Below are 18759 nucleotides of genomic sequence, written 5' to 3'. Positions count from 1 at the left end.
GTAAAAAGGCCCCTGGATTCTCATCCAGGGGCCTTTTGTATTGCGGCGTTACGCTTACGCCGCTTTCGCTTCCAACTGGCTCAACGAGCGGTTCAGCGCGCTGAACACCGCCTTGAAACTGGCAGTGGTGATGTTTTCATCAATGCCCACGCCATGCACCGGACGCTCACCGTTCACACGCAGTTCGATGTAGGCCGCTGCCTTGGCGTTGGTACCCGCGCCGATCGCGTGTTCGTTGTAGTCCATGATCTCCACGCCAATCGGCAGGCCGGCCACCAGTGCTTCCAGCGCGCCGTTGCCCTTGCCGTGCCAGCGCAGGTTGGTTTCGCCCTGGCCTTTGCCGGCGACTTCCACTTCCACCGAGCTGTTGCCGTTTTCTTCCTGCAGGCGATGGCTGACCAGCGCGTACGGAGTGTTGGCCTGCAAGTATTCACGTTGCAGCAGGGCGTAGATCTGCGGTGCGGTCATCTCCAGGCCAACGCGGTCGGTTTCGGCCTGTACTACTTGGCTGAATTCGATCTGCATGCGGCGCGGCAAGCTTATGTCGTATTCCTGTTCCAGCAGGTAGGCGATGCCGCCTTTGCCCGACTGGCTGTTCACGCGGATCACGGCTTCGTAGCTGCGGCCGATGTCGGCCGGGTCGATCGGCAAGTACGGCACTTCCCACAGCGCGTCGGATTTCTGCTGGGTAAAGCCCTTGCGGATCGCGTCCTGGTGGGAGCCGGAGAACGCGGTGTGAACCAGGTCGCCCACATACGGGTGACGTGGGTGCACCTGGATCTGGTTGCACTCTTCGACGACTTTGCGCACGCCGTCAATGTCGGAGAAATCCAGCTGCGGGTTGAGGCCCTGGGTGTACATGTTCAACGCCACGGTGACCAGGTCGACGTTACCGGTACGCTCGCCGTTGCCGAACAGGCAGCCTTCGACACGGTCGGCGCCGGCCATCAGGCCCAGCTCGGTGGCGGCGACGCCAGTGCCACGGTCGTTGTGGGTGTGCAGGCTGATGATCACGCTGTCACGACGGTTGATATGGCGACCGAACCACTCGATCTGGTCGGCATAAATGTTCGGCGTGGCGCATTCAACGGTTGCCGGCAGGTTGAGGATCATCTTGTGCTCAGGCGTCGGGTTCCACACCTCGATCACCGCGTCACACACTTCCTTGGCGAACTCCAGTTCGGTAGCGCTGAAGGTCTCCGGGGAGTATTCGAAAGTCCACTGGGTTTCCGGCTGCTGGGCGGCGTATTTGACGAACAGCTTCGCGGCGTTGACCGCGATGGCCTTGATCCCGTCCTTGTCCTGGTTGAACACAATGCGACGGAAGGAAGGTGAGGTGGCGTTGTACAAGTGCACGATGGCTTTCTTGGCGCCGCGCAGGGATTCGAAGGTACGCGCGATCAAGTCTTCACGGCCCTGGGTCAGCACCTGGATGGTGGTGTCCTCGGGGATGTGATTGTCTTCGATCAGGGTGCGCACGAAGTCGAAGTCGGTTTGCGAAGCAGCCGGGAACGAGGCTTCGATTTCCTTCACACCGACGGCTACCAGGGTCTTCCAGAAGCGCAGCTTTTTCACCGCGTCCATCGGCTCGATCAGCGACTGGTTGCCATCACGCAGGTCAGAGCTGCACCAGATCGGCGCGGTGGTGATGGTTTTCGACGGCCAGGTGCGGTCCGGGATATCGATGGTCGGGAACGCGCGGTACTTCGAAGACGGGTCTTTGAGCATGCTCATCGGGAAATCCTTTGTTTAGGGGCCGAGAAAAGGCGGCCTGCCGTGGAACTGTTATTGGGGATGAAGCGCTGGACGAGGCAGATCGATTCAGCCTGGCAGTCGTGCGCTGACGAGGCACAGGCAGCGGTGCTGGCGAAGCTGAATGAGGGTATGAGAGGTTTTCATAAGCTCAACCCTAACCTCAGAGGTGAAAGATGGCAAGCAGTCGAGAAAAATTGAGAGAAGTTCTGTTATTGGTGTTGAAAGCGAGACTTTATGGTTGGGAATAGGCTGGCTTCTGGTTTTAATTGCGCGACCGTTATCGGGCGCGCAATCGGGCCATTCAGGGCTGGAACGCGCCGATAAAGATCGCCGGGTCCACTCGTGCATCGTTCAGGCTGACATTCCAGTGCATATGCGGCCCGGTCGCACGGCCGGTCGCGCCGACCTTGCCCACTACCGCGCCGCGTGCCAGTTGCTGGCCCACGCTCACGTCGATCTTCGACATATGGCAGAACATGCTGATGAAGCCCTGGCCATGGTCGACGAACACGGTATTGCCGTTGAAGAAGTAGTTGCCGGTCAAAATCACTTTGCCGGCCGCTGGGGTCTTGATCGGCGTGCCTGCGGGCACCGCAAAATCCAGGCCGGAGTGGGGGTTGCGCTCTTCGCCGTTGAAGAAACGGCGCACGCCAAACTTGCTCGACAGGGGCCCGTTCACCGGTTTGTCCAGCACCAGGTTGCTTGGCAGGTTCGGGCTGAAACTGCGGTAGGCCTTGATCTGCACTGCCAGCTCGGCCTCGATGCGCTTGAGCTGCGCCGGGGCGGGGTTGACCTGGCTTTTGTTTTTCAAGGTGATGCGCTGTTCTGGGTACTTTTTGTAGCCAACGATAAACGGCAGGTTGTGCCCGCCGCTGCTGATGCGCTCAGTGCCCGGTTTAACGGTCAACGGGATACCGACAATCGCCAGCCAGTTGGCCTGTTCCTTCACCACCAGCACTGGCTTGCCCTGGTAGGTGGCTTTCGGCGCGGCGGCCGAAGCGCCCAGGTCGACGACCGCAACGCCGCCCGGCACCGGTTTGTTCAGGGTGCGGCTGATGTAGCTGTCGGCGTGGGCGTTGAAGGCGAGGCACAGAAGCATCAACAGGCTAAATAGACGTGGCATCAATCAATCCAATAACGAAAGGGTGACAGGTGTCAGATGGTTGTCTTCCACCCGCACTTGCAATTGGCCTTCACCGAGGCGTGCGGTCAGGCGCTGGCCGGTGTGGGTTTGCGCGGCGTTGCGAATGGCCTGGCCGCGTTCGTCCAGCAGGATGCTGTAGCCACGACCCAGGGTCGCCAGCGGGCTGACCACTTGCAGCGTCTGCACCTGGCTTTGTAGCTGCAGGCGACGTGCCTTGAGGCCTTCGCGCATGGCGCGGGGCAGGCGGTCGGCAAGGCTGTCCAGGCGCTGGCGCAGCAGGGCCAATTGGCGACCGGGGTGCTGGCCGGCGAGGCGGGTTTCCAGGCGGATCAAACGTTCGCGACGGGTGTTGAGGCTGCGTTCGAAGGCGCGGCGCAGGCGCATGTCCAGGTCGTCCAGGCGCTGTGCCTGCTGACGCAGCCGCTCGCCGGGGTGACGCAGGCGGCGGGCCATGCCTTCCAGGCGCAGACGGTCGTGGGTCAGGCGATTGCGCATCAGCATCACCAGGCGGCGGTGCAGGCTTTCGACCTGGCGCACCAGGTTGCTGGAGTCCGGCGCCAGCAGTTCAGCAGCGGCAGACGGCGTAGGGGCGCGCACGTCAGCCACAAAGTCGCTGATCGACACATCGGTTTCGTGGCCGACGGCACTCACGATTGGCGTGACGCAGGCATCTACCGCGCGGGCCACGGCCTCTTCGTTGAAGCACCAGAGGTCTTCCAGCGAACCACCGCCACGGGCCAGGATCAGCGCGTCAAACCCACGGGAATCCGCCAGCTTCAACGCGCGCACGATCTGCACAACGGCTTCGCGGCCTTGCACGGCGGTGGGGATCAACGTCAATTGCACTTGCGGCGCACGGCGGCGGAACACGCTGATGATGTCGCGGATCACCGCACCGGTCGGCGAGCTGATAATGCCGATGCGCTGCGGATGGGCCGGCAGGGCCACCTTGCGTTCGGCACTGAACAGGCCTTCGGCGCTGAGTTTTTCCTTCAAGGCATCAAAGGCCAGGCGCAACGCGCCATCACCGGCCGGTTCCACGGTGTCGAGGATCAACTGGTAATCGCCACGGCCCTCGAACAGCGAGACCTTGCCGCGTACCTTGACCGCCAGGCCATCCTTCAACGCCTGGCGCACCCGCGCGGCGTTATTGCGAAACAGCGCGCAACGCACCTGGGCGCCGCTGTCCTTGAGGGTGAAATACACGTGGCCGGAGGCCGGGCGGGCGAGGTTGGAGATCTCGCCTTCGACCCAAATATTGGTGAACACGTCTTCCAGCAACACCCGCGCGCGGCCGTTGAGCTGGCTGACAGTCAGGACTTCGCGGTCCAGGCCCAGGCGGGCGAAGGGATCTTTAATCATGGGGAGAGATCTTTAATCATGGGCGGCAGTTTATAGGCATTCGCGTAAGGTTTGACAGAATTGCTCCACCAGCGCGCTCGGTGACTGCGGGCACGCCAGGGCCACGGTGCTGAGGCAGTCCGGGTCGGCCAGGGGCAAAAAGTGCACGTTGGCAGGCGCGATGTCCTGTATGGATTTTGGTAACAAGGCAATACCGAACCCGGCCTGGATCAACTGCAACTGCGTGGTCTTGCGCGACATTACCCGCGCCGCCTTGGGGAAAAATCCGGCGCGCATGCACAACTCGGCTGACAGATAACTCAGGCCGCCGCGCTGGGGATGGGGGATCGAGATAAACGCCTCATCCTTGAGTTGCTCAAGTTCGACAGGCGTATCGCTGCGCGCCAGCGGGTGATTCGGTGGCACCGCCAGCAACAGTCGCTCACTGTATAAAGGCACCACGCGAACGCCTTCGCGCTGGCGCAATACCGGCAAGCGCAACAGGCCGATGTCCAGGCGACCGTCGGCAATGTCTTCCAACTGCGCTTCGGAGGACAGTTTGACGATGTCCATCGACACGCCGGGGCAGCGCTCCAGCCATGTGCTGATCCCTTGCAGCAACGCGCCGCTCATCGGCACGGTGCTCGAATGGCTGAGGCGCAGGGTGCCGAGTTGGCCGTTGCCGACCTGGGTTGCCATTTCACTGGCTTTGAGCAGTTCGCCCAGCAGGTTGCGTGCCCGGGGGTAAAAGGCTTCACCGGCGGCCGTCAGCCGGGGCTGGCGCGCGGTGCGCTCGAACAACGGGGTTTTCAGCTGGGTTTCCAGCTCCTTGATCTGTCGGCTCAACGCCGATTGCGCCACAAACAGGCGTTCGGCGGCGGCACTGAAGCTGCCGCTGTCGGCGATTTCGACGAAGTAGCGCAGTTGGCGAGTGGAAATCACGCGTCATGCCTTTTCGAGATGGGTGGGGGGCTTTGAAGATATTAGTCGCAACCCTCGCTGATGGCTAAAGTGATGGACATCTCTTTTAAGGAATAACCCATGAGCCCGGTTGAGCTGATGAGTCAGTGGTCGTTTGGTGGTGTGGATTGGCTGGTGATCGGCCTGGGCATCGTCGTGGCGTATATCGTGTTTGGCATCGCCGGCTTCGGTACGGCACTGGTGGCGGGGCCGATTCTGATTGTGTTTATGCCGCTGTCGAAGATCATCCCGCTGCTCGTGCTGCTGGATTTTGTCGCGGCCTTTGGCAACCTGCTGCAATCACGACGGGACGTGGATAAGCCGGAGTTGTTGCGGCTGTTGCCGTGCATGGCTATCGGCTGCACCCTGGGCGTGGTGTTTTTGCTCAATTTGCATTCGGATCTGTTGCTGCTGTTGATGGGGCTGTTTATCAGCGCCTATGCGATTTACAGCCTGGCGGTGAAAGCCCGGCCGACGCAATTGGCGGCGGGTTGGTCAATTCCCATGGGCACCGTCGGCGGCCTGTTTGGTGCGCTGTTCGGCAGTGGCGGCTTTTTATATGCGATCTACCTGAACAGCCGTTTGCCCAAGGACGCGGCGCGCGCCACCCAAAGCGCGCTGATCAGTTGCAGCACCGTGGTGCGCCTCAGCCTGTTCCTGGTTGCCGGGGTGTATGCTGACTGGCCGCTGTTGCTGTTGGCGCTGTGCCTGCTGCCGGCGATGGCCCTGGGGCTGTGGTGCGGGCGCAGGCTGACGATGCGCATGTCCCGTGAAGCCTTTATACGGCTGGTGACCTGGCTGGTATTGGCCAGCGGCATTGCTTTGATCGGGCGGTACTTGAGCACTTGACCTGCGGGTGCCAGGGATTAAGCTGCCCGCCGCAGAAATTTATTTGGCACCGTGACCCCATGAATTCCCAAAGCATCCTTGTCCCGAAAATTTCCACCTTGCCCGTCCACGAACCCCGCGCCCGGGCGATCGTGCGTTGGCTGGTGCGCAAGAACATCATCAAGGAAGAGCTGACCACTTGCGGGCGCACCGGCAACCGCATGGCGTACGCGCTGGCCGACGGTGCCCGTGCCGTGGTGTTGCACCCCGAGGCGCTGCCGTTCAACGAGCCGATCAATGGCCTGGAGATCATCTACAAGCGCTGTATCTATACGCCGGCCAAGGGCTTTCTCGAAGAAGCCGGCTGCCCGGAATGCCTCAAGGAAGTCGGTGAGGCGCTGTTCGAAAGCCTGGAAGACTGGATGCCCGGCCACACTGATAACTTCACCTGCCCTTTGTGCGGTCATGAAGACGACATCAATGGCTTCCTGTTCCTGCAGGAATGCGGGTTTTCCAACCTGGGATTTATCTTCAACAACTGGGCAGAGGCGGGGTTCAAGCAGAGTTTTATCGACGAGTTTGCCGATTGGCTCGATCAAAAAATCAGCTGGGTCAAAGTCGAATTGTAGGCTTGTGATCGTTCCCACGCCCCTGCGTGGGAATGCATCCAGTGACGCTCCGCGTCACCCTTGCGCAGTGCTTAAGCCTTGCGCCGACAGCGGGACGCGGAGCGTCCAAAGAGGCATTCCCACGCGGAGCGCAGGAACGATCAGGGCCTCGAAAGTCTCCTTCTATCACTATTCCCAAATATGTCAGAGTTTTACATTGAGACCTGAGGGGTGTCTGAGTATAATGGCGCGCTTCCATTTTCCCGCTCGGGAGCCCCCGCGATGCTGCGTATCAGCCAAGAAGCTCTGACATTCGACGACATTCTCCTAGTGCCCGGTTATTCCGAGGTACTTCCTAACGAAGTCAGTCTCAAGACCCGCCTAACCCGTGGCATCGAGCTGAATATTCCCCTGGTTTCCGCTGCCATGGACACCGTCACCGAAGCCCGTCTGGCCATTGCCATGGCTCAGGAAGGCGGCATCGGCATTATCCACAAGAACATGACCATCGAGCAGCAAGCTGCCGAAGTGCGTAAGGTCAAGCGTTACGAAGCCGGTGTGGTCAAGGACCCGATCACCATCGAGGCCGACGCCACCATTCGTGACCTGTTCGAACTGACCAGCCTGCACAATATCTCCGGCGTTCCGGTGCTGCACGATGGCGACCTGGTCGGCATCGTCACTTCCCGTGACGTGCGTTTCGAGAATCGCCTTGAAGTCACCGTCCGCGAAGTGATGACGCCTAAAGAGCGCCTCGTCACTGTCAAGGAAGGCGCCGACAAGAACGACGCACGCGAGCTGCTGCATAAGCACCGCATCGAGCGCGTGCTGATCGTCGATGACAAATTCGCCCTCAAAGGCATGATGACCGTCAACGACATCGAAAAAGCCAAGGCTTACCCGCTGGCCAGCAAGGATGACCAAGGTCGTCTGCGCGTTGGCGCTGCGGTCGGTACCGGTAAAGACACCGGTGACCGTGTCGCTGCCCTGGTCGCTGCCGGTGTGGACGTGGTGGTGGTCGACACTGCTCACGGCCACTCCAAAGGCGTGATCGACCGCGTTCGCTGGGTCAAACAGAATTTCCCTGACGTACAGGTGATCGGCGGCAACATCGCTACCGGCGCTGCTGCCAAGGCCCTGGCCGAAGCGGGCGCCGACGCAGTCAAGGTCGGTATCGGCCCTGGCTCGATCTGCACCACGCGTATCGTCGCTGGTGTGGGCGTGCCGCAAATCAGCGCCATCGCCAACGTCGCCGCGGCCCTTGAAGGCACCGGTGTTCCGTTGATCGCCGACGGCGGCATCCGTTTCTCCGGTGACTTGTCCAAGGCCATCGTAGCCGGTGCTTCCTGCGTAATGATGGGCTCGATGTTCGCCGGCACTGAAGAAGCGCCGGGCGAGATCGAACTGTTCCAGGGCCGTTCGTACAAGGCTTACCGCGGCATGGGTTCGCTGGGCGCCATGTCCCAGGCTCAAGGCTCTTCCGACCGTTACTTCCAGGACTCTTCGGCAGGCGCCGAGAAGCTCGTACCGGAAGGCATCGAAGGCCGTGTTCCTTACAAGGGCACCCTGAGCGCCATCATCCATCAATTGATGGGCGGCCTGCGTTCCTCGATGGGCTACACCGGCAGCGCCGACATCGAAGAAATGCGCACCAAGCCAGAGTTCGTACGGATCACCGGCGCCGGCATGGCTGAGTCCCATGTCCACGACGTGCAGATCACCAAGGAAGCGCCAAACTACCGCGTAGGTTGAAGCTTCCAGCAAAATGTTAAGTAACCGGGGCTGTCTTATTCAGCCCCGAGTTGTTTCTGATTCATTAGACGAGACTGATCTCATGGCCCTCGACATTCACGCCCACCGCATCCTGATCCTCGACTTCGGTTCCCAGTACACCCAGCTGATCGCCCGCCGCGTGCGTGAAATCGGCGTGTACTGCGAACTGCATCCGTTCGACATGGACGACGAAGCGATCCGCGAATTCGCACCGAAAGGCGTCATCCTCGCCGGTGGCCCCGAGTCCGTGCACGAAGCCAACAGCCCGCGCTGCCCGCAAGCCGTATTTGACCTGGGCGTGCCCGTCTTTGGTATCTGCTACGGCATGCAGACCATGGCCGAGCAACTGGGCGGCAAGGTTGAAGGTTCCGAGCTGCGTGAATTCGGTTACGCCCGTGTCGACGTAGTCGGCAAGAGCCGCCTGCTGGACGGCATCGAAGACCACGTCGACGCCGACGGCCTGTTCGGCCTCGACGTGTGGATGAGCCACGGTGACAAGGTCACCAAGATGCCGGAAGACTTCCACATCCTGGCCAGCACCCCGAGCTGCCCGATCGCCGGTATGTTCAACGACGAGCGCGGCTACTACGGCGTGCAGTTCCACCCGGAAGTGACCCACACCAAGCAAGGCGGTCGCATCCTGTCGCGCTTCATCCTCGACATCTGCGGGTGTGAAGCCCTGTGGACCCCGTCGAAAATCGCTGAAGACGCCATCGCCAACATCCGCGCCCAGGTCGGTACCGACAACGTGCTGCTCGGCTTGTCCGGCGGTGTTGACTCCTCCGTGGTCGCTGCGCTGCTGCACAAAGCTATCGGTGACCAACTGACCTGCGTCTTCGTCGACAACGGCCTGCTGCGCTTGCACGAAGGCGAGCAAGTGATGGCTATGTTCGCCGAGAACATGGGCGTCAAGGTGATCCGCGCGAACGCTGAAGATCAGTTCCTCAACAACCTGGCCGGCGAGTCCGACCCAGAGAAGAAGCGCAAGATCATCGGTCGCACCTTCATCGACGTATTCGATGCCCAGGCCAAACACTTGGACAACATCAAGTACCTCGCCCAGGGCACCATCTACCCTGACGTGATCGAGTCGGCCGGCGCCAAGAGCGGCAAGGCCCACGTGATCAAGTCCCACCACAACGTGGGTGGCCTGCCTGAGGAAATGAACCTCAAGCTGGTAGAACCGCTGCGCGAACTGTTCAAGGACGAAGTCCGCCGTCTGGGCCTGGAACTGGGCCTGCCGTACGACATGGTCTACCGCCACCCATTCCCGGGCCCGGGCCTGGGCGTGCGCATCCTCGGTGAAGTGAAGAAGGAGTACGCCGACCTGCTGCGTCGCGCCGACCACATCTTCATCGAAGAACTGCGCAAGGCCGACTGGTATCACAAAGTCAGCCAGGCCTTCGTGGTGTTCCAGCCGGTGAAATCGGTTGGCGTTGTAGGCGACGGCCGTCGTTACGCGTGGGTTGTGGCCTTGCGTGCGGTGGAAACCATCGACTTCATGACCGCCCGTTGGGCACACCTGCCATACGAACTGCTGGAGACTGTCAGCGGTCGTATCATCAATGAAATCGAAGGCATTTCGCGCGTGACGTATGACGTGTCGAGCAAGCCGCCGGCGACTATTGAGTGGGAATGATCCTGCCGTAGCAGGTAAGTGCTGAATAACAAAACCCCGGCCATGTGCCGGGGTTTTGTGTTTCTGGCGTTTGTTTATCGCCGCGCAATATCCGAAAAGTAAAACTTATCCAGCGTATGCCGCGACTCGGTGTACTCGAACTGCCGCCCATCGTGCAAAAACGTCTGGTTGCTCACTACGATCACGTGGCTTTGGCCGTCGAGGTCGAGGTGTGCCTGGTCGTCCTTGCTGCGGGGCAGGGCTTCGATGGTGCGTTGGGCGTAGCTGATCTGCAGTTGCAGTGTCTCTTCGATAAACGCGTAGATCGACTGCTCGGCAATCGAGCGGTCGAGCCCGGGGATCACGTCGGTGACGAAGTGGTTGATGTCGAGGATCACCCGTTTGCCGCCGATGCGCCGTACCCGTTTGATGCGGGTGATCAGGGTGCCGGGTTCGGCTTCAATGTGTTGCTGCAGTGAACCTTCCAGCGGGAACTGGGTGAACTCGACGACTTCGGTGCGTACGTCATCGCCCAAGTCGGCGTGGGTTTCGTGAAAGCTGACGATGCCGCCCAGTTGGAACTCGATGGGGTTCGGCGAGAGCACGAAGGTGCCCTTGCCGTGGATTTTTTGCGCAAACCCGCGCTCCTGCAGCTGCTCGATGGCCCGACGTACGGTGCCACGGCTCGCTTGGTAGGCGTCCATCAATTCGGTTTCGGAGGGAAGGCGCGTGCCGCGTTGCAGGCGTTCAGTGGTGATGCTGGCAAGCAGATCGGTATAGATCTGGTTGTATTTGCTCATGGGGATGGCTCTGTGCCCGACTTGATGAAGGTGAACTGCGCATTCAAGGCAGGAACCTTAGTGGCACCGGTGGGGTTTGTCCATTAGACCCACGGATTTCTGCGGCCTCTGTAGGAGCGAGGCGGGCGGCTAGCCCTTGCTCGCGAAGCACTCAAGGGCGCCGCGTGTTTGCAGTGTGCACGCGTCATCGTTAACGACCTTCGCGAGCACGCTCGCTCCTACATTAATTAAACAAAATGTAACTCGTACAGACGAGTTGTTGCTTTAACTCGTACAGACGAGTAATTTTGCCCTCGGCGTGCTGCCAATGACTGCCCCCAAATAAAAAAATCAAAGTGGAAAACAAGCATGAGCCACGACTATTCGAATATTGCCCGCGAGATTCTCGAGAACCTCGGGGGCCGCGACAACCTTGAGCAAGCTGCCCACTGTGTGACCCGTCTGCGCCTGGCGCTCAAGGACCCGAGCCTGGTCAACAACGGCGCGTTGAGCCAGGTCGATCTGGTCAAGGGCTCGTTCTTCACCGGCGGCCTGTTCCAGGTGGTGATCGGCCCTGGCGAAGTGGAAAAGGTCTACGCCGCCCTGCGCGAACAGACTGGCCTCGCCGCCGCCACCATCGCCGACGTCAAGAAGAAGGGCGCCGACAAGACCAACGCCATGCAGCGTCTCGTGCGCGTGTTCTCCGACGTGTTCATGCCGATCCTGCCCGCGCTGATCATTGCCGGCCTGCTGATGGGCATCAACAACCTGATGGGTGCCAAGGGCATGTTCATTGCGGACAAGACCTTGCTGGAGGCCTATCCGAACCTGGATGGCCTGTGGAGCCTGATCAACCTGATGGCCAACACCTCGTTTGTGTTCCTGCCGGCGCTGGTGGGCTGGTCGGCCGCCAAGCGGTTTGGCGGCAGTGAAATCCTCGGCATCGTGCTCGGCCTGATGCTGGTGCACCCTGACCTGCTCAACGCCTGGAACTACGGCAAGGCGGTCGCCGGCCTCGACGGCCAGAGCCTGCCGTATTTCGACATTTTCGGCTGGTTCAAGATCGAGAAAGTCGGCTACCAGGGGCAGATTCTGCCGATCCTGATGGCCGCCTATGTGATGAGCGTCATCGAGAAATGGTTGCGGGCCCGTGTGCCCAACGCGATTCAACTGCTGGTTGTGCCGATCACCACCATCGTCGTTACCGGTGTGCTTGCACTGGCGATCATTGGCCCGGTGACCCGTCACCTTGGCATCCTGATCACTGAAGGCGTGGTCACCCTGTTTGACCTGGCACCGATGGTCGGCGGGGCGATTTTCGGGCTGCTGTATGCGCCGCTGGTGATCACCGGCATGCACCACATGTTCCTCGCTGTGGACCTGCAACTGATCTCCACCCAGGGCGGCACGTTTATCTGGCCGATGATCGTCATGTCCAACCTTGCCCAGGGCAGCGCCGCGCTCGGCGTGTTCTACATGACCCGCAATGCACGGGATAAAAGCATGGCCTCGACCTCGGCGATTTCCGCTTACTTCGGCATCACTGAGCCGGCGATGTTCGGGGTGAATTTGCGCTTCAAATTCCCGTTTTATGCGGCCTTGCTGGGCTCGGCCCTGGGCAGCATTTTCCTCTCGCTGAACAAGGTGCAGGCGTCGGCCATCGGTGTCGGCGGCTTGCCCGGTTTTATCTCGATCATTCCGCAATACATCCCAAGCTTTGTGATCGGGATGGCCGTGGCGATTGTCGTGCCGTTTGTTCTGACCTGTGCGTTGAGCATGAAGATCGTTCGGCCTGGATACAGGGTCGCCTGATCTACCGCTCCCGCGGGCAAGCCCGGCTCCCACAGGGGAATGCATTCCAAATGTGGGAGCGGGTTTGCTCGCGATGAGGCCCTCAAGGCCAGCACCAAAATCTACTGAAGGAGCCCACCATGCAAGACTGGCAACACTCGGTGATCTACCAGATCTACCCCAAAAGCTTCCACAGCCACGCGGGTAACGCCACCGGTGACCTGCTGGGTATCGTGGACAAACTCGATTACCTGAAATGGCTGGGCGTGGACTGCCTGTGGATCACGCCGTTCCTGCGCTCGCCGCAACGCGACAACGGCTACGACATCAGCGACTACTACGCCATCGACCCGAGCTACGGGACCATGGCCGACTGCGACCTACTGATCAGCGAAGCGGCCAAGCGCGGCATCAAGTTGATGCTCGACATCGTGGTCAATCACACGTCCATCGAGCATGAGTGGTTCCAGCAGGCACGCAGCAGCCTCGACAATCCGTACCGTGATTTCTATATCTGGCGCGACCAGCCGAACAACTGGGAATCCAAGTTCGGTGGCTCAGCCTGGGAATACGAGGCGCAAACCGGCCAGTACTTCCTGCACCTGTTCGATCACACCCAGGCCGACCTTAATTGGGACAACCCCCAGGTGCGCGCCGAGGTGTTCAAGTTGATGCGCTTCTGGCGCGACAAGGGTGTGGGTGGTTTCCGCCTGGACGTGATCAACCTGATCTCCAAACCCGCCGATTTCCCCGAAGACAACAGTGACGGCCGCCGCTTCTATACCGACGGCCCCAACGTGCACAACTACCTGCAGGAAATGCACCGCGAAGTCTTCGAAGGCCATGACCTGATCAACGTTGGCGAGATGTCGTCCACCAGCCTGGAACACTGCATCCGCTACTCGCGGCCGGAGTCGAAAGAGCTGTCGATGACCTTCAACTTTCATCACCTGAAAGTGGATTACCCGAACCTGCAGAAGTGGGTGCGTGCCGACTTCGATTTCCTGCAACTCAAGCAGATTCTTTCCGACTGGCAACTGGGCATGCAGGCCGGTGGCGGCTGGAATGCGCTGTTCTGGTGTAACCATGACCAGCCGCGGGTGGTCTCGCGGTTTGGTGATGACGGCGAGCACCGCGTGGTCTCGGCCAAGATGCTCGCCACTGCGTTGCACTTCCTCCAGGGCACGCCGTTTGTATATCAGGGCGAAGAGTTGGGCATGACCAATCCGGGCTTCGACACAATCTCGCAATACCGTGATGTCGAGACCCTCAACATCTACCGCCTCAAGCGTGAAGCCGGTGAGTCGGAGGCGTCGAGCATGGCGGCGATCATGCAGAAATCCCGTGATAACGGGCGCACGCCGATGCAGTGGAACGCGCAACCCAATGCAGGTTTCAGCCGCGGTGAGCCGTGGATCGGTGTCCCGGCCAACGCGGCGCAGATCAATGTCGACAGCCAGCTGGATGACCCGGATTCGGTGCTGCATCACTACCGTGCGCTGATCGCCTTGCGTCGCCACGAACCGCTGATTCAAGAGGGCGTATACCGCCAACTGTTGCAGGACCACCCCCAGGTTTGGGCGTACCTGCGCGAAGGCCACGGCGAGCGCCTGTTGGTGCTGAACAACTTCTATGGCCAGCCCTGCGAAATCCAGCTGCCTGGCCACCTCATCAACGCGGCGAGTGAGCAACGCCTGCTGATCAGCAACTACCCCGACTGCCCGGTGCGCACAGCCACGGTCGTCTTGCGTCCCTACGAATCTTTCGTCCTGTACCTGAAGGACTGAAACACCGCGATCTCCTACAGGGCGCGCGCGGGGCAAAAAAGTAAGAAAAAAATAAAAATAAAAGGAGCGACTCATGAAAACAACAATAAAGCTGGGCCTCGTTGCATCGTGCCTGAGCCTGCCATTCGGCGCCCAGGCCCTGGAATTTGCCGGTTACTTGCGCAGCGGCGCCGGGACGTCCACCGGCAGCGGCCCACAGCAATGTTTCCAACTGCCGGGGGCGCAAACCAAATACCGCCTGGGTAACGAATGCGAGCAGTACGCCGAACTGGAATTGCGCCAGGACCTGCTGACCCTCGACGATGGTTCGGTGTTCAGCGTCGATGCCATGGCGTCGCTGTACAACAAGTACGACCGCGAGTTGAAGTTTCAGGGGGAAAACAACGGCTCGGCACGCATGCCGCAGATGTATGCGCAATGGTCCAACCTGCCCAGCCTCAACGGCGGCTCGCTGTGGGCTGGTCGGCGTTACTACAAACGTAACGACATCCATATTTCCGACTTCTACTACTGGAACCAGAGCGCCACGGGCGGCGGTATCGAAGACGTGCTGATCGGCGACCTGAAATACAGCTACGCCATCTCCCGCAAGGACAACCTGTACCAGAAGGAATACGCCACCCGTCACGATTTCAACGTGGCGGGTTTCAAGACCAACCCCGGCGGCCAACTGGAACTGGGCTTGAGCTACATCGAAAAAGCCGGCGGGCGTGATGCCAATAGTGGCTGGGCGCTCACGGCGCAGCACGTGCAAAAACCTTTCCTCGGCGGCCAAAACAAGTTCGCCCTGCAGTATGGCGAAGGCCCCGGCACCGGTTTGGATTACACCGGCAACACGGCGCTGGACAACAGCAGCAAAAGTTATCGCGCCGTGGAGTTTTTTGACTGGCAGGTGACCCCACGGTTTGGCGGGCAGATCGAGGCGGTGTACCAGAAAGACATTCGGCCCGGCAGCCAGGACCAAACGTGGATGTCCATCGGCGTGCGTCCGGCATATGCCATCAGTGAACAGTTCAAACTGGTCACCGAACTCGGACACGATCAGGTCGATGCCACTGGCGGCACGCGCAAGCTGAGCAAATTTACCTTCGCGCCAACCTGGTCGCCCAAAGGCCCGGATTTCTGGGCGCGGCCGGAAGTGCGTTTGTACTACACCTATGCAACCTGGAACGAAGCGGCCAAGCGTGCGGCGAATGAACTGGCGGCGGGTTCGGCGTTGTCCGACACCGGCTCTTACGGCACGGCGCGGCATGGGTCGAACGTTGGTGTGCAAGTCGAATACTGGTGGAAATAACCCTCCGGCCGTACGCGGGCTAAATGTGGGAGCGGGCTTGCTCGCGATTGCGGTGGGTCAGTAAATGCATGTGTTGCCTGATACACCGCCATCGCGAGCAAGCCCACTTCCACATTAGATGTTCGTCGCCCTTATGATTTTTACAGAACAGAACAGCAGGTGAAGTCATGACCACATCCCAACCCCTGGAACTGCTGGCGCCCCTGTCCGGGGCGCTGCTGGCGCTGGATCAGGTGCCTGATCCCGTTTTTGCCAGCCGCTTGATCGGCGACGGCCTGTGCATCGATCCCACTTCGCAGACCCTCTGCGCGCCGTTGGCCGGGGTGATCAGCAATATCCAGGACAGTGGTCATGCGGTGAGCGTCACCGACGACAACGGCGTCCAGGTGCTGATGCATATCGGCCTGGACACCGTGAACCTGGCGGGCAAGGGCTTCACCCGATTGGTCAAGGAAGGCCAGCGGGTGGAGGCCGGGCAGCCGCTGATTGAATTCGATGCCGACTACGTGGCGCTCAACGCCCGTAGCCTGCTGACGTTGATGCTGGTGGTCAGCGGTGAACCGTTTACGCTGCTGACACCGGGCGACGGCCTGGTGGAGTTGGGGCAGCCGCTGGTGCGGGTGTCGCCCAATGAGTGCGTTGAGGGCGCGGACGAGGAGGAGGGCGATGCACTGTTCTCCAAGCCGCTGACCTTGCCGAACGTCAACGGTTTGCACGCGCGCCCAGCGGCAGTGTTTGCTCAAGCGGCGAAGGGTTTCAGCGCGAGCATTTATCTGCATAAGCAAACCCAGAGCGCCAACGCCAAATCGCTGGTTGCGATCATGGCCCTGCAAACCGTGCAGGGCGACACCTTGCAAGTCAGCGCGGCAGGGGAGGATGCCGACGCCGCGATCAAGGCGTTGGTGGCGTTGTTGGCCGAGGGGTGTGGCGAGACGGTAGCGGCACCGGCCGAGGTCGTTGAGCCGGGTGCGCTGGTGTCATCGGCGAGCGTGCTGCGCGGCGTGTGTGCGTCGCCGGGTTCTGCGTTTGGCCAAGTGGTGCAAGTGGCGGAGCCTGCGCTGGCGATCACCGAAGCGGGTGGCGGTGAAACGCTCGAACGCGCCGCCCTGGAGCGTGGCCTGCTGGTGGCAACCGAGGCGCTGCAAGCCTTGCAAGCCAAGGCGGCTGGCAGCGCCCAGGCGGAGATTTTCCGCGCCCATCAGGAATTGCTCGAAGACCCGACCTTGCTGGAACAGGCCCATGGCCTGCTGGCCGAAGGTAAAAGCGCCGCGTTTGCCTGGAACAGCGCCACGGTCGCTACCGCCAAGTTGTTCAAGAGCCTAAGCAATGCCTTGCTCGCCGAACGTGCGGCGGACCTGGCTGATGTCGGCCAGCGCGTGCTGAAAATTATCCTCGGTATTCAGGACAGTGCATGGGACCTGCCTGAGCGCGCGATCCTGATCGCTGAGCAACTGACGCCGTCGCAAACCGCCACCCTCGACACCCGCAAGGTACTCGGGTTTGTCACGGTGGGTGGCGGTGCCACCAGTCACGTCGCGATCCTCGCTCGCGCCCTCGGGCTGCCGGCCATTTGCGGTGTGCCTATACAGGTGTTGGCGCTGGCCAATGGTAAGCAGGTGCTACTGGATGCCGATAAGGGTGAATTGCATCTGGATCCTGATCTCGCTGAGATCGAGCAATTACAGCTTGCCCACCAGCAGCAGGTCCTGCGGCGCCAGCGCGACCTCGCGCAAGCCTCTCTGGCTGCCGTCACCCGCGATGGCCATCACGTCGAAGTCACGGCCAACGTCGCCTCATTGCAGGAGGTCGAGCAATCCCTGACCCTGGGCGGCGAAGGCGTCGGCCTGCTGCGTTCGGAGTTCTTGTACCTGGACCGCAATCGCGCGCCGAGCCCCGAGGAGCAAGCTGGCACCTACAGCGCCATCGCCCGAGCCTTGGGGCCGGAGCGCAATCTGGTCGTGCGCACCCTGGACGTTGGTGGCGATAAACCGCTGGCGTATGTGCCGATGGAAAGCGAGACCAACCCGTTCCTGGGCTTGCGCGGTATTCGCTTGTGCCTGGAGCGCCCCGAGCTGCTGCGCGAACAGTTCCGTGCAATCCTCGCCAGTGCCGGGCTGGCGCGCCTGCATATCATGTTGCCGATGGTCAGCCTGCTCTCGGAGTTGCACCTGGCCCGCAAGATCCTTGAAGAAGAAGCGCGGGCGCTTGGGCTCACCGAACTGCCGAAGCTGGGCATCATGATCGAGGTGCCGTCTGCGGCCTTGATGGCGGACGTGTTTGCGCCCCATGTGGACTTCTTCTCCATCGGCACCAACGACCTAACCCAATACACCCTGGCGATGGACCGCGATCACCCGCGCCTGGCCAGCCAGGCCGACAGCTTTCACCCGGCGGTGCTGCGTCTTATAGCCACCACGGTCAAGGCCGCCCATGCCCATGGCAAGTGGGTCGGCGTGTGCGGTGCGTTGGCATCTGAGGCATTGGCGGTGCCGGTGTTGGTCGGGCTGGGGGTGGATGAGTTGTCGGTCAGTGTGCCGCTGATCCCGACCATCAAGGCCACCGTGCGCGAGCTGGACGTTGCTGACTGCCAAATCATCGCCCGCCAGGTGCTGGGCCTGGAAGAAGCCGCGCAAGTGCGCGAGGCCTTGCGGCTGTATCACGCGGCCACCGTTGAAACCTCACCTGTCGTGGAGCACTGAGCATGTTCGAGAAGTTGCAGCGGGCGTTCTGGAAAGCCCTGACCCCGGATTTGATTGCCGAGACCGTCGCGGCGCCTGTGACAGCGGGCGAGGCCCTGTTGTCCGCCGATGTGCTGAGTGCGTTGGGCGGCGTGGATAACCTCAAGTCGCAGCAGCGCGTGGCGCTGACGCGAGTGCGCGTGCAACTGCAGGATGCGGGGCGTTTGGATGCGCTGGCGTTAAAGGCGGCGGGTGTGCCGGGCGTGATGGTGTTGGCGGGTGGGACCGTACACCTGATCACGGGTCTTTGAAGCCAGTGGAGATCCAAATGTGGGAGGGGGCTTGCTCCCGATATCGGCCTGACATTCAACACTTCTGTTGACTGACCCACTGCTATCGGGAG

General features: G+C 60.9%; 15 protein-coding genes. 10 read left to right on the top strand and 5 right to left on the bottom strand.

Annotated features, from left to right (window positions below):
• Nucleotides 1-54: 54 nt before the first annotated feature.
• Nucleotides 55-1734 carry a 2-isopropylmalate synthase gene (gene leuA / locus ACR52_RS07890; RefSeq protein WP_048722766.1) on the bottom strand — a complete coding sequence of 560 codons (1680 nt, stop codon included), beginning with the start codon at nt 1732-1734 and terminating at the stop codon, nt 55-57.
• Nucleotides 1735-1776: 42 nt separating this feature from the next.
• Between leuA and ACR52_RS07885 the strand changes: the two genes are divergently transcribed.
• Nucleotides 1777-1953: a hypothetical protein gene (locus tag ACR52_RS07885; protein ID WP_236692122.1), complete on the top strand. Its 177-nt coding sequence runs from the start codon at nt 1777-1779 to the stop codon at nt 1951-1953.
• A gap of 103 nt (nt 1954-2056) precedes the next feature.
• On the opposite strand, the gene ACR52_RS07880 is transcribed toward ACR52_RS07885, so the two are convergent.
• Genes ACR52_RS07880 through ACR52_RS07870 form a run of 3 tightly spaced genes read right to left on the bottom strand, consistent with a single transcriptional unit; the run spans nt 2057 to nt 5182 of the window.
• Nucleotides 2057-2878, bottom strand: coding sequence for a peptidoglycan DD-metalloendopeptidase family protein (locus ACR52_RS07880; RefSeq protein WP_048722763.1), 822 nt, complete (start codon nt 2876-2878; stop codon nt 2057-2059).
• A gap of 3 nt (nt 2879-2881) precedes the next feature.
• Nucleotides 2882-4261 carry an exodeoxyribonuclease VII large subunit gene (xseA, locus tag ACR52_RS07875; protein WP_048722762.1) on the bottom strand — a complete coding sequence of 460 codons (1380 nt, stop codon included), beginning with the start codon at nt 4259-4261 and terminating at the stop codon, nt 2882-2884.
• A gap of 30 nt (nt 4262-4291) precedes the next feature.
• Nucleotides 4292-5182 (bottom strand): LysR family transcriptional regulator, encoded by an 891-nt coding sequence (locus ACR52_RS07870; RefSeq protein ID WP_048722760.1) that lies wholly within the window; start codon nt 5180-5182, stop codon nt 4292-4294.
• Between the two features lie 99 nt (nt 5183-5281).
• On the opposite strand from ACR52_RS07870, the gene ACR52_RS07865 reads away from it, so the two are divergent.
• The 4 genes from ACR52_RS07865 (at nt 5282) to guaA (ending at nt 10048) form a co-directional block, all read left to right on the top strand.
• A complete protein-coding gene (locus ACR52_RS07865; protein WP_048722759.1) occupies nt 5282-6049 on the top strand; it encodes a sulfite exporter TauE/SafE family protein in 768 nt (255 codons plus the stop codon).
• A gap of 59 nt (nt 6050-6108) precedes the next feature.
• Nucleotides 6109-6657 (top strand): hypothetical protein, encoded by a 549-nt coding sequence (locus ACR52_RS07860; RefSeq protein WP_048722757.1) that lies wholly within the window; start codon nt 6109-6111, stop codon nt 6655-6657.
• A gap of 261 nt (nt 6658-6918) precedes the next feature.
• The gene (guaB, locus tag ACR52_RS07855; protein WP_048722756.1) at nt 6919-8388 is read left to right on the top strand and encodes an IMP dehydrogenase; all 1470 of its coding nucleotides are present in this window, start codon (nt 6919-6921) and stop codon (nt 8386-8388) included.
• Nucleotides 8389-8470: 82 nt separating this feature from the next.
• The gene (gene guaA, locus ACR52_RS07850; protein ID WP_048722754.1) at nt 8471-10048 is read left to right on the top strand and encodes a glutamine-hydrolyzing GMP synthase; all 1578 of its coding nucleotides are present in this window, start codon (nt 8471-8473) and stop codon (nt 10046-10048) included.
• Nucleotides 10049-10122: 74 nt separating this feature from the next.
• Here guaA and treR read toward each other — a convergent pair whose 3' ends face one another.
• On the bottom strand, nt 10123-10827 hold the full coding sequence (treR, locus tag ACR52_RS07845; protein WP_048722753.1) for a trehalose operon repressor: 705 nt from the start codon (nt 10825-10827) through the stop codon (nt 10123-10125).
• A 348-nt stretch (nt 10828-11175) separates the two neighbouring features.
• On the opposite strand from treR, the gene treP reads away from it, so the two are divergent.
• From treP to ACR52_RS07820, 5 genes are all read left to right on the top strand, one after another.
• Complete coding sequence (gene treP, locus ACR52_RS07840) at nt 11176-12618, top strand: PTS system trehalose-specific EIIBC component (protein WP_048722751.1); 1443 nt, start codon at nt 11176-11178, stop codon at nt 12616-12618.
• A 119-nt stretch (nt 12619-12737) separates the two neighbouring features.
• Nucleotides 12738-14384 carry an alpha,alpha-phosphotrehalase gene (treC, locus tag ACR52_RS07835; RefSeq protein WP_048722748.1) on the top strand — a complete coding sequence of 549 codons (1647 nt, stop codon included), beginning with the start codon at nt 12738-12740 and terminating at the stop codon, nt 14382-14384.
• A 73-nt stretch (nt 14385-14457) separates the two neighbouring features.
• Nucleotides 14458-15678: a maltoporin gene (locus tag ACR52_RS07830; RefSeq protein ID WP_048722746.1), complete on the top strand. Its 1221-nt coding sequence runs from the start codon at nt 14458-14460 to the stop codon at nt 15676-15678.
• Nucleotides 15679-15845: 167 nt separating this feature from the next.
• Entirely contained in the window at nt 15846-18377 is a 2532-nt protein-coding gene (gene ptsP, locus ACR52_RS07825) for a phosphoenolpyruvate--protein phosphotransferase (protein ID WP_048722744.1), read from the top strand.
• A gap of 2 nt (nt 18378-18379) precedes the next feature.
• Nucleotides 18380-18667, top strand: a complete 288-nt coding sequence (locus tag ACR52_RS07820) for a PTS transporter subunit EIIB (protein WP_048722742.1) — start codon at nt 18380-18382, stop codon at nt 18665-18667.
• Nucleotides 18668-18759 lie beyond the last annotated feature (92 nt).

Source organism: Pseudomonas fildesensis, from assembly GCF_001050345.1.
Classification (GTDB): domain Bacteria; phylum Pseudomonadota; class Gammaproteobacteria; order Pseudomonadales; family Pseudomonadaceae; genus Aquipseudomonas; species Aquipseudomonas fildesensis.
This window is presented reverse-complemented; position numbering and strand designations above follow the sequence as displayed.

What these genes read in the sequence shown, in the direction of transcription:
- leuA (WP_048722766.1), bottom strand. Translation starts at nt 1,734, where the DNA reads ATGAGCATGCTCAAAGACCCGTCTTCGAAGTACCGCGCGTTCCCGACC.
- ACR52_RS07880 (WP_048722763.1), bottom strand. Translation starts at nt 2,878, where the DNA reads ATGCCACGTCTATTTAGCCTGTTGATGCTTCTGTGCCTCGCCTTCAAC.
- xseA (WP_048722762.1), bottom strand. Translation starts at nt 4,261, where the DNA reads ATGATTAAAGATCCCTTCGCCCGCCTGGGCCTGGACCGCGAAGTCCTG.
- ACR52_RS07865 (WP_048722759.1), top strand. Translation starts at nt 5,282, where the DNA reads ATGAGCCCGGTTGAGCTGATGAGTCAGTGGTCGTTTGGTGGTGTGGAT.
- ACR52_RS07860 (WP_048722757.1), top strand. Translation starts at nt 6,109, where the DNA reads ATGAATTCCCAAAGCATCCTTGTCCCGAAAATTTCCACCTTGCCCGTC.
- guaB (WP_048722756.1), top strand. Translation starts at nt 6,919, where the DNA reads ATGCTGCGTATCAGCCAAGAAGCTCTGACATTCGACGACATTCTCCTA.
- guaA (WP_048722754.1), top strand. Translation starts at nt 8,471, where the DNA reads ATGGCCCTCGACATTCACGCCCACCGCATCCTGATCCTCGACTTCGGT.
- treR (WP_048722753.1), bottom strand. Translation starts at nt 10,827, where the DNA reads ATGAGCAAATACAACCAGATCTATACCGATCTGCTTGCCAGCATCACC.
- treP (WP_048722751.1), top strand. Translation starts at nt 11,176, where the DNA reads ATGAGCCACGACTATTCGAATATTGCCCGCGAGATTCTCGAGAACCTC.
- treC (WP_048722748.1), top strand. Translation starts at nt 12,738, where the DNA reads ATGCAAGACTGGCAACACTCGGTGATCTACCAGATCTACCCCAAAAGC.
- ACR52_RS07830 (WP_048722746.1), top strand. Translation starts at nt 14,458, where the DNA reads ATGAAAACAACAATAAAGCTGGGCCTCGTTGCATCGTGCCTGAGCCTG.
- ptsP (WP_048722744.1), top strand. Translation starts at nt 15,846, where the DNA reads ATGACCACATCCCAACCCCTGGAACTGCTGGCGCCCCTGTCCGGGGCG.
- ACR52_RS07820 (WP_048722742.1), top strand. Translation starts at nt 18,380, where the DNA reads ATGTTCGAGAAGTTGCAGCGGGCGTTCTGGAAAGCCCTGACCCCGGAT.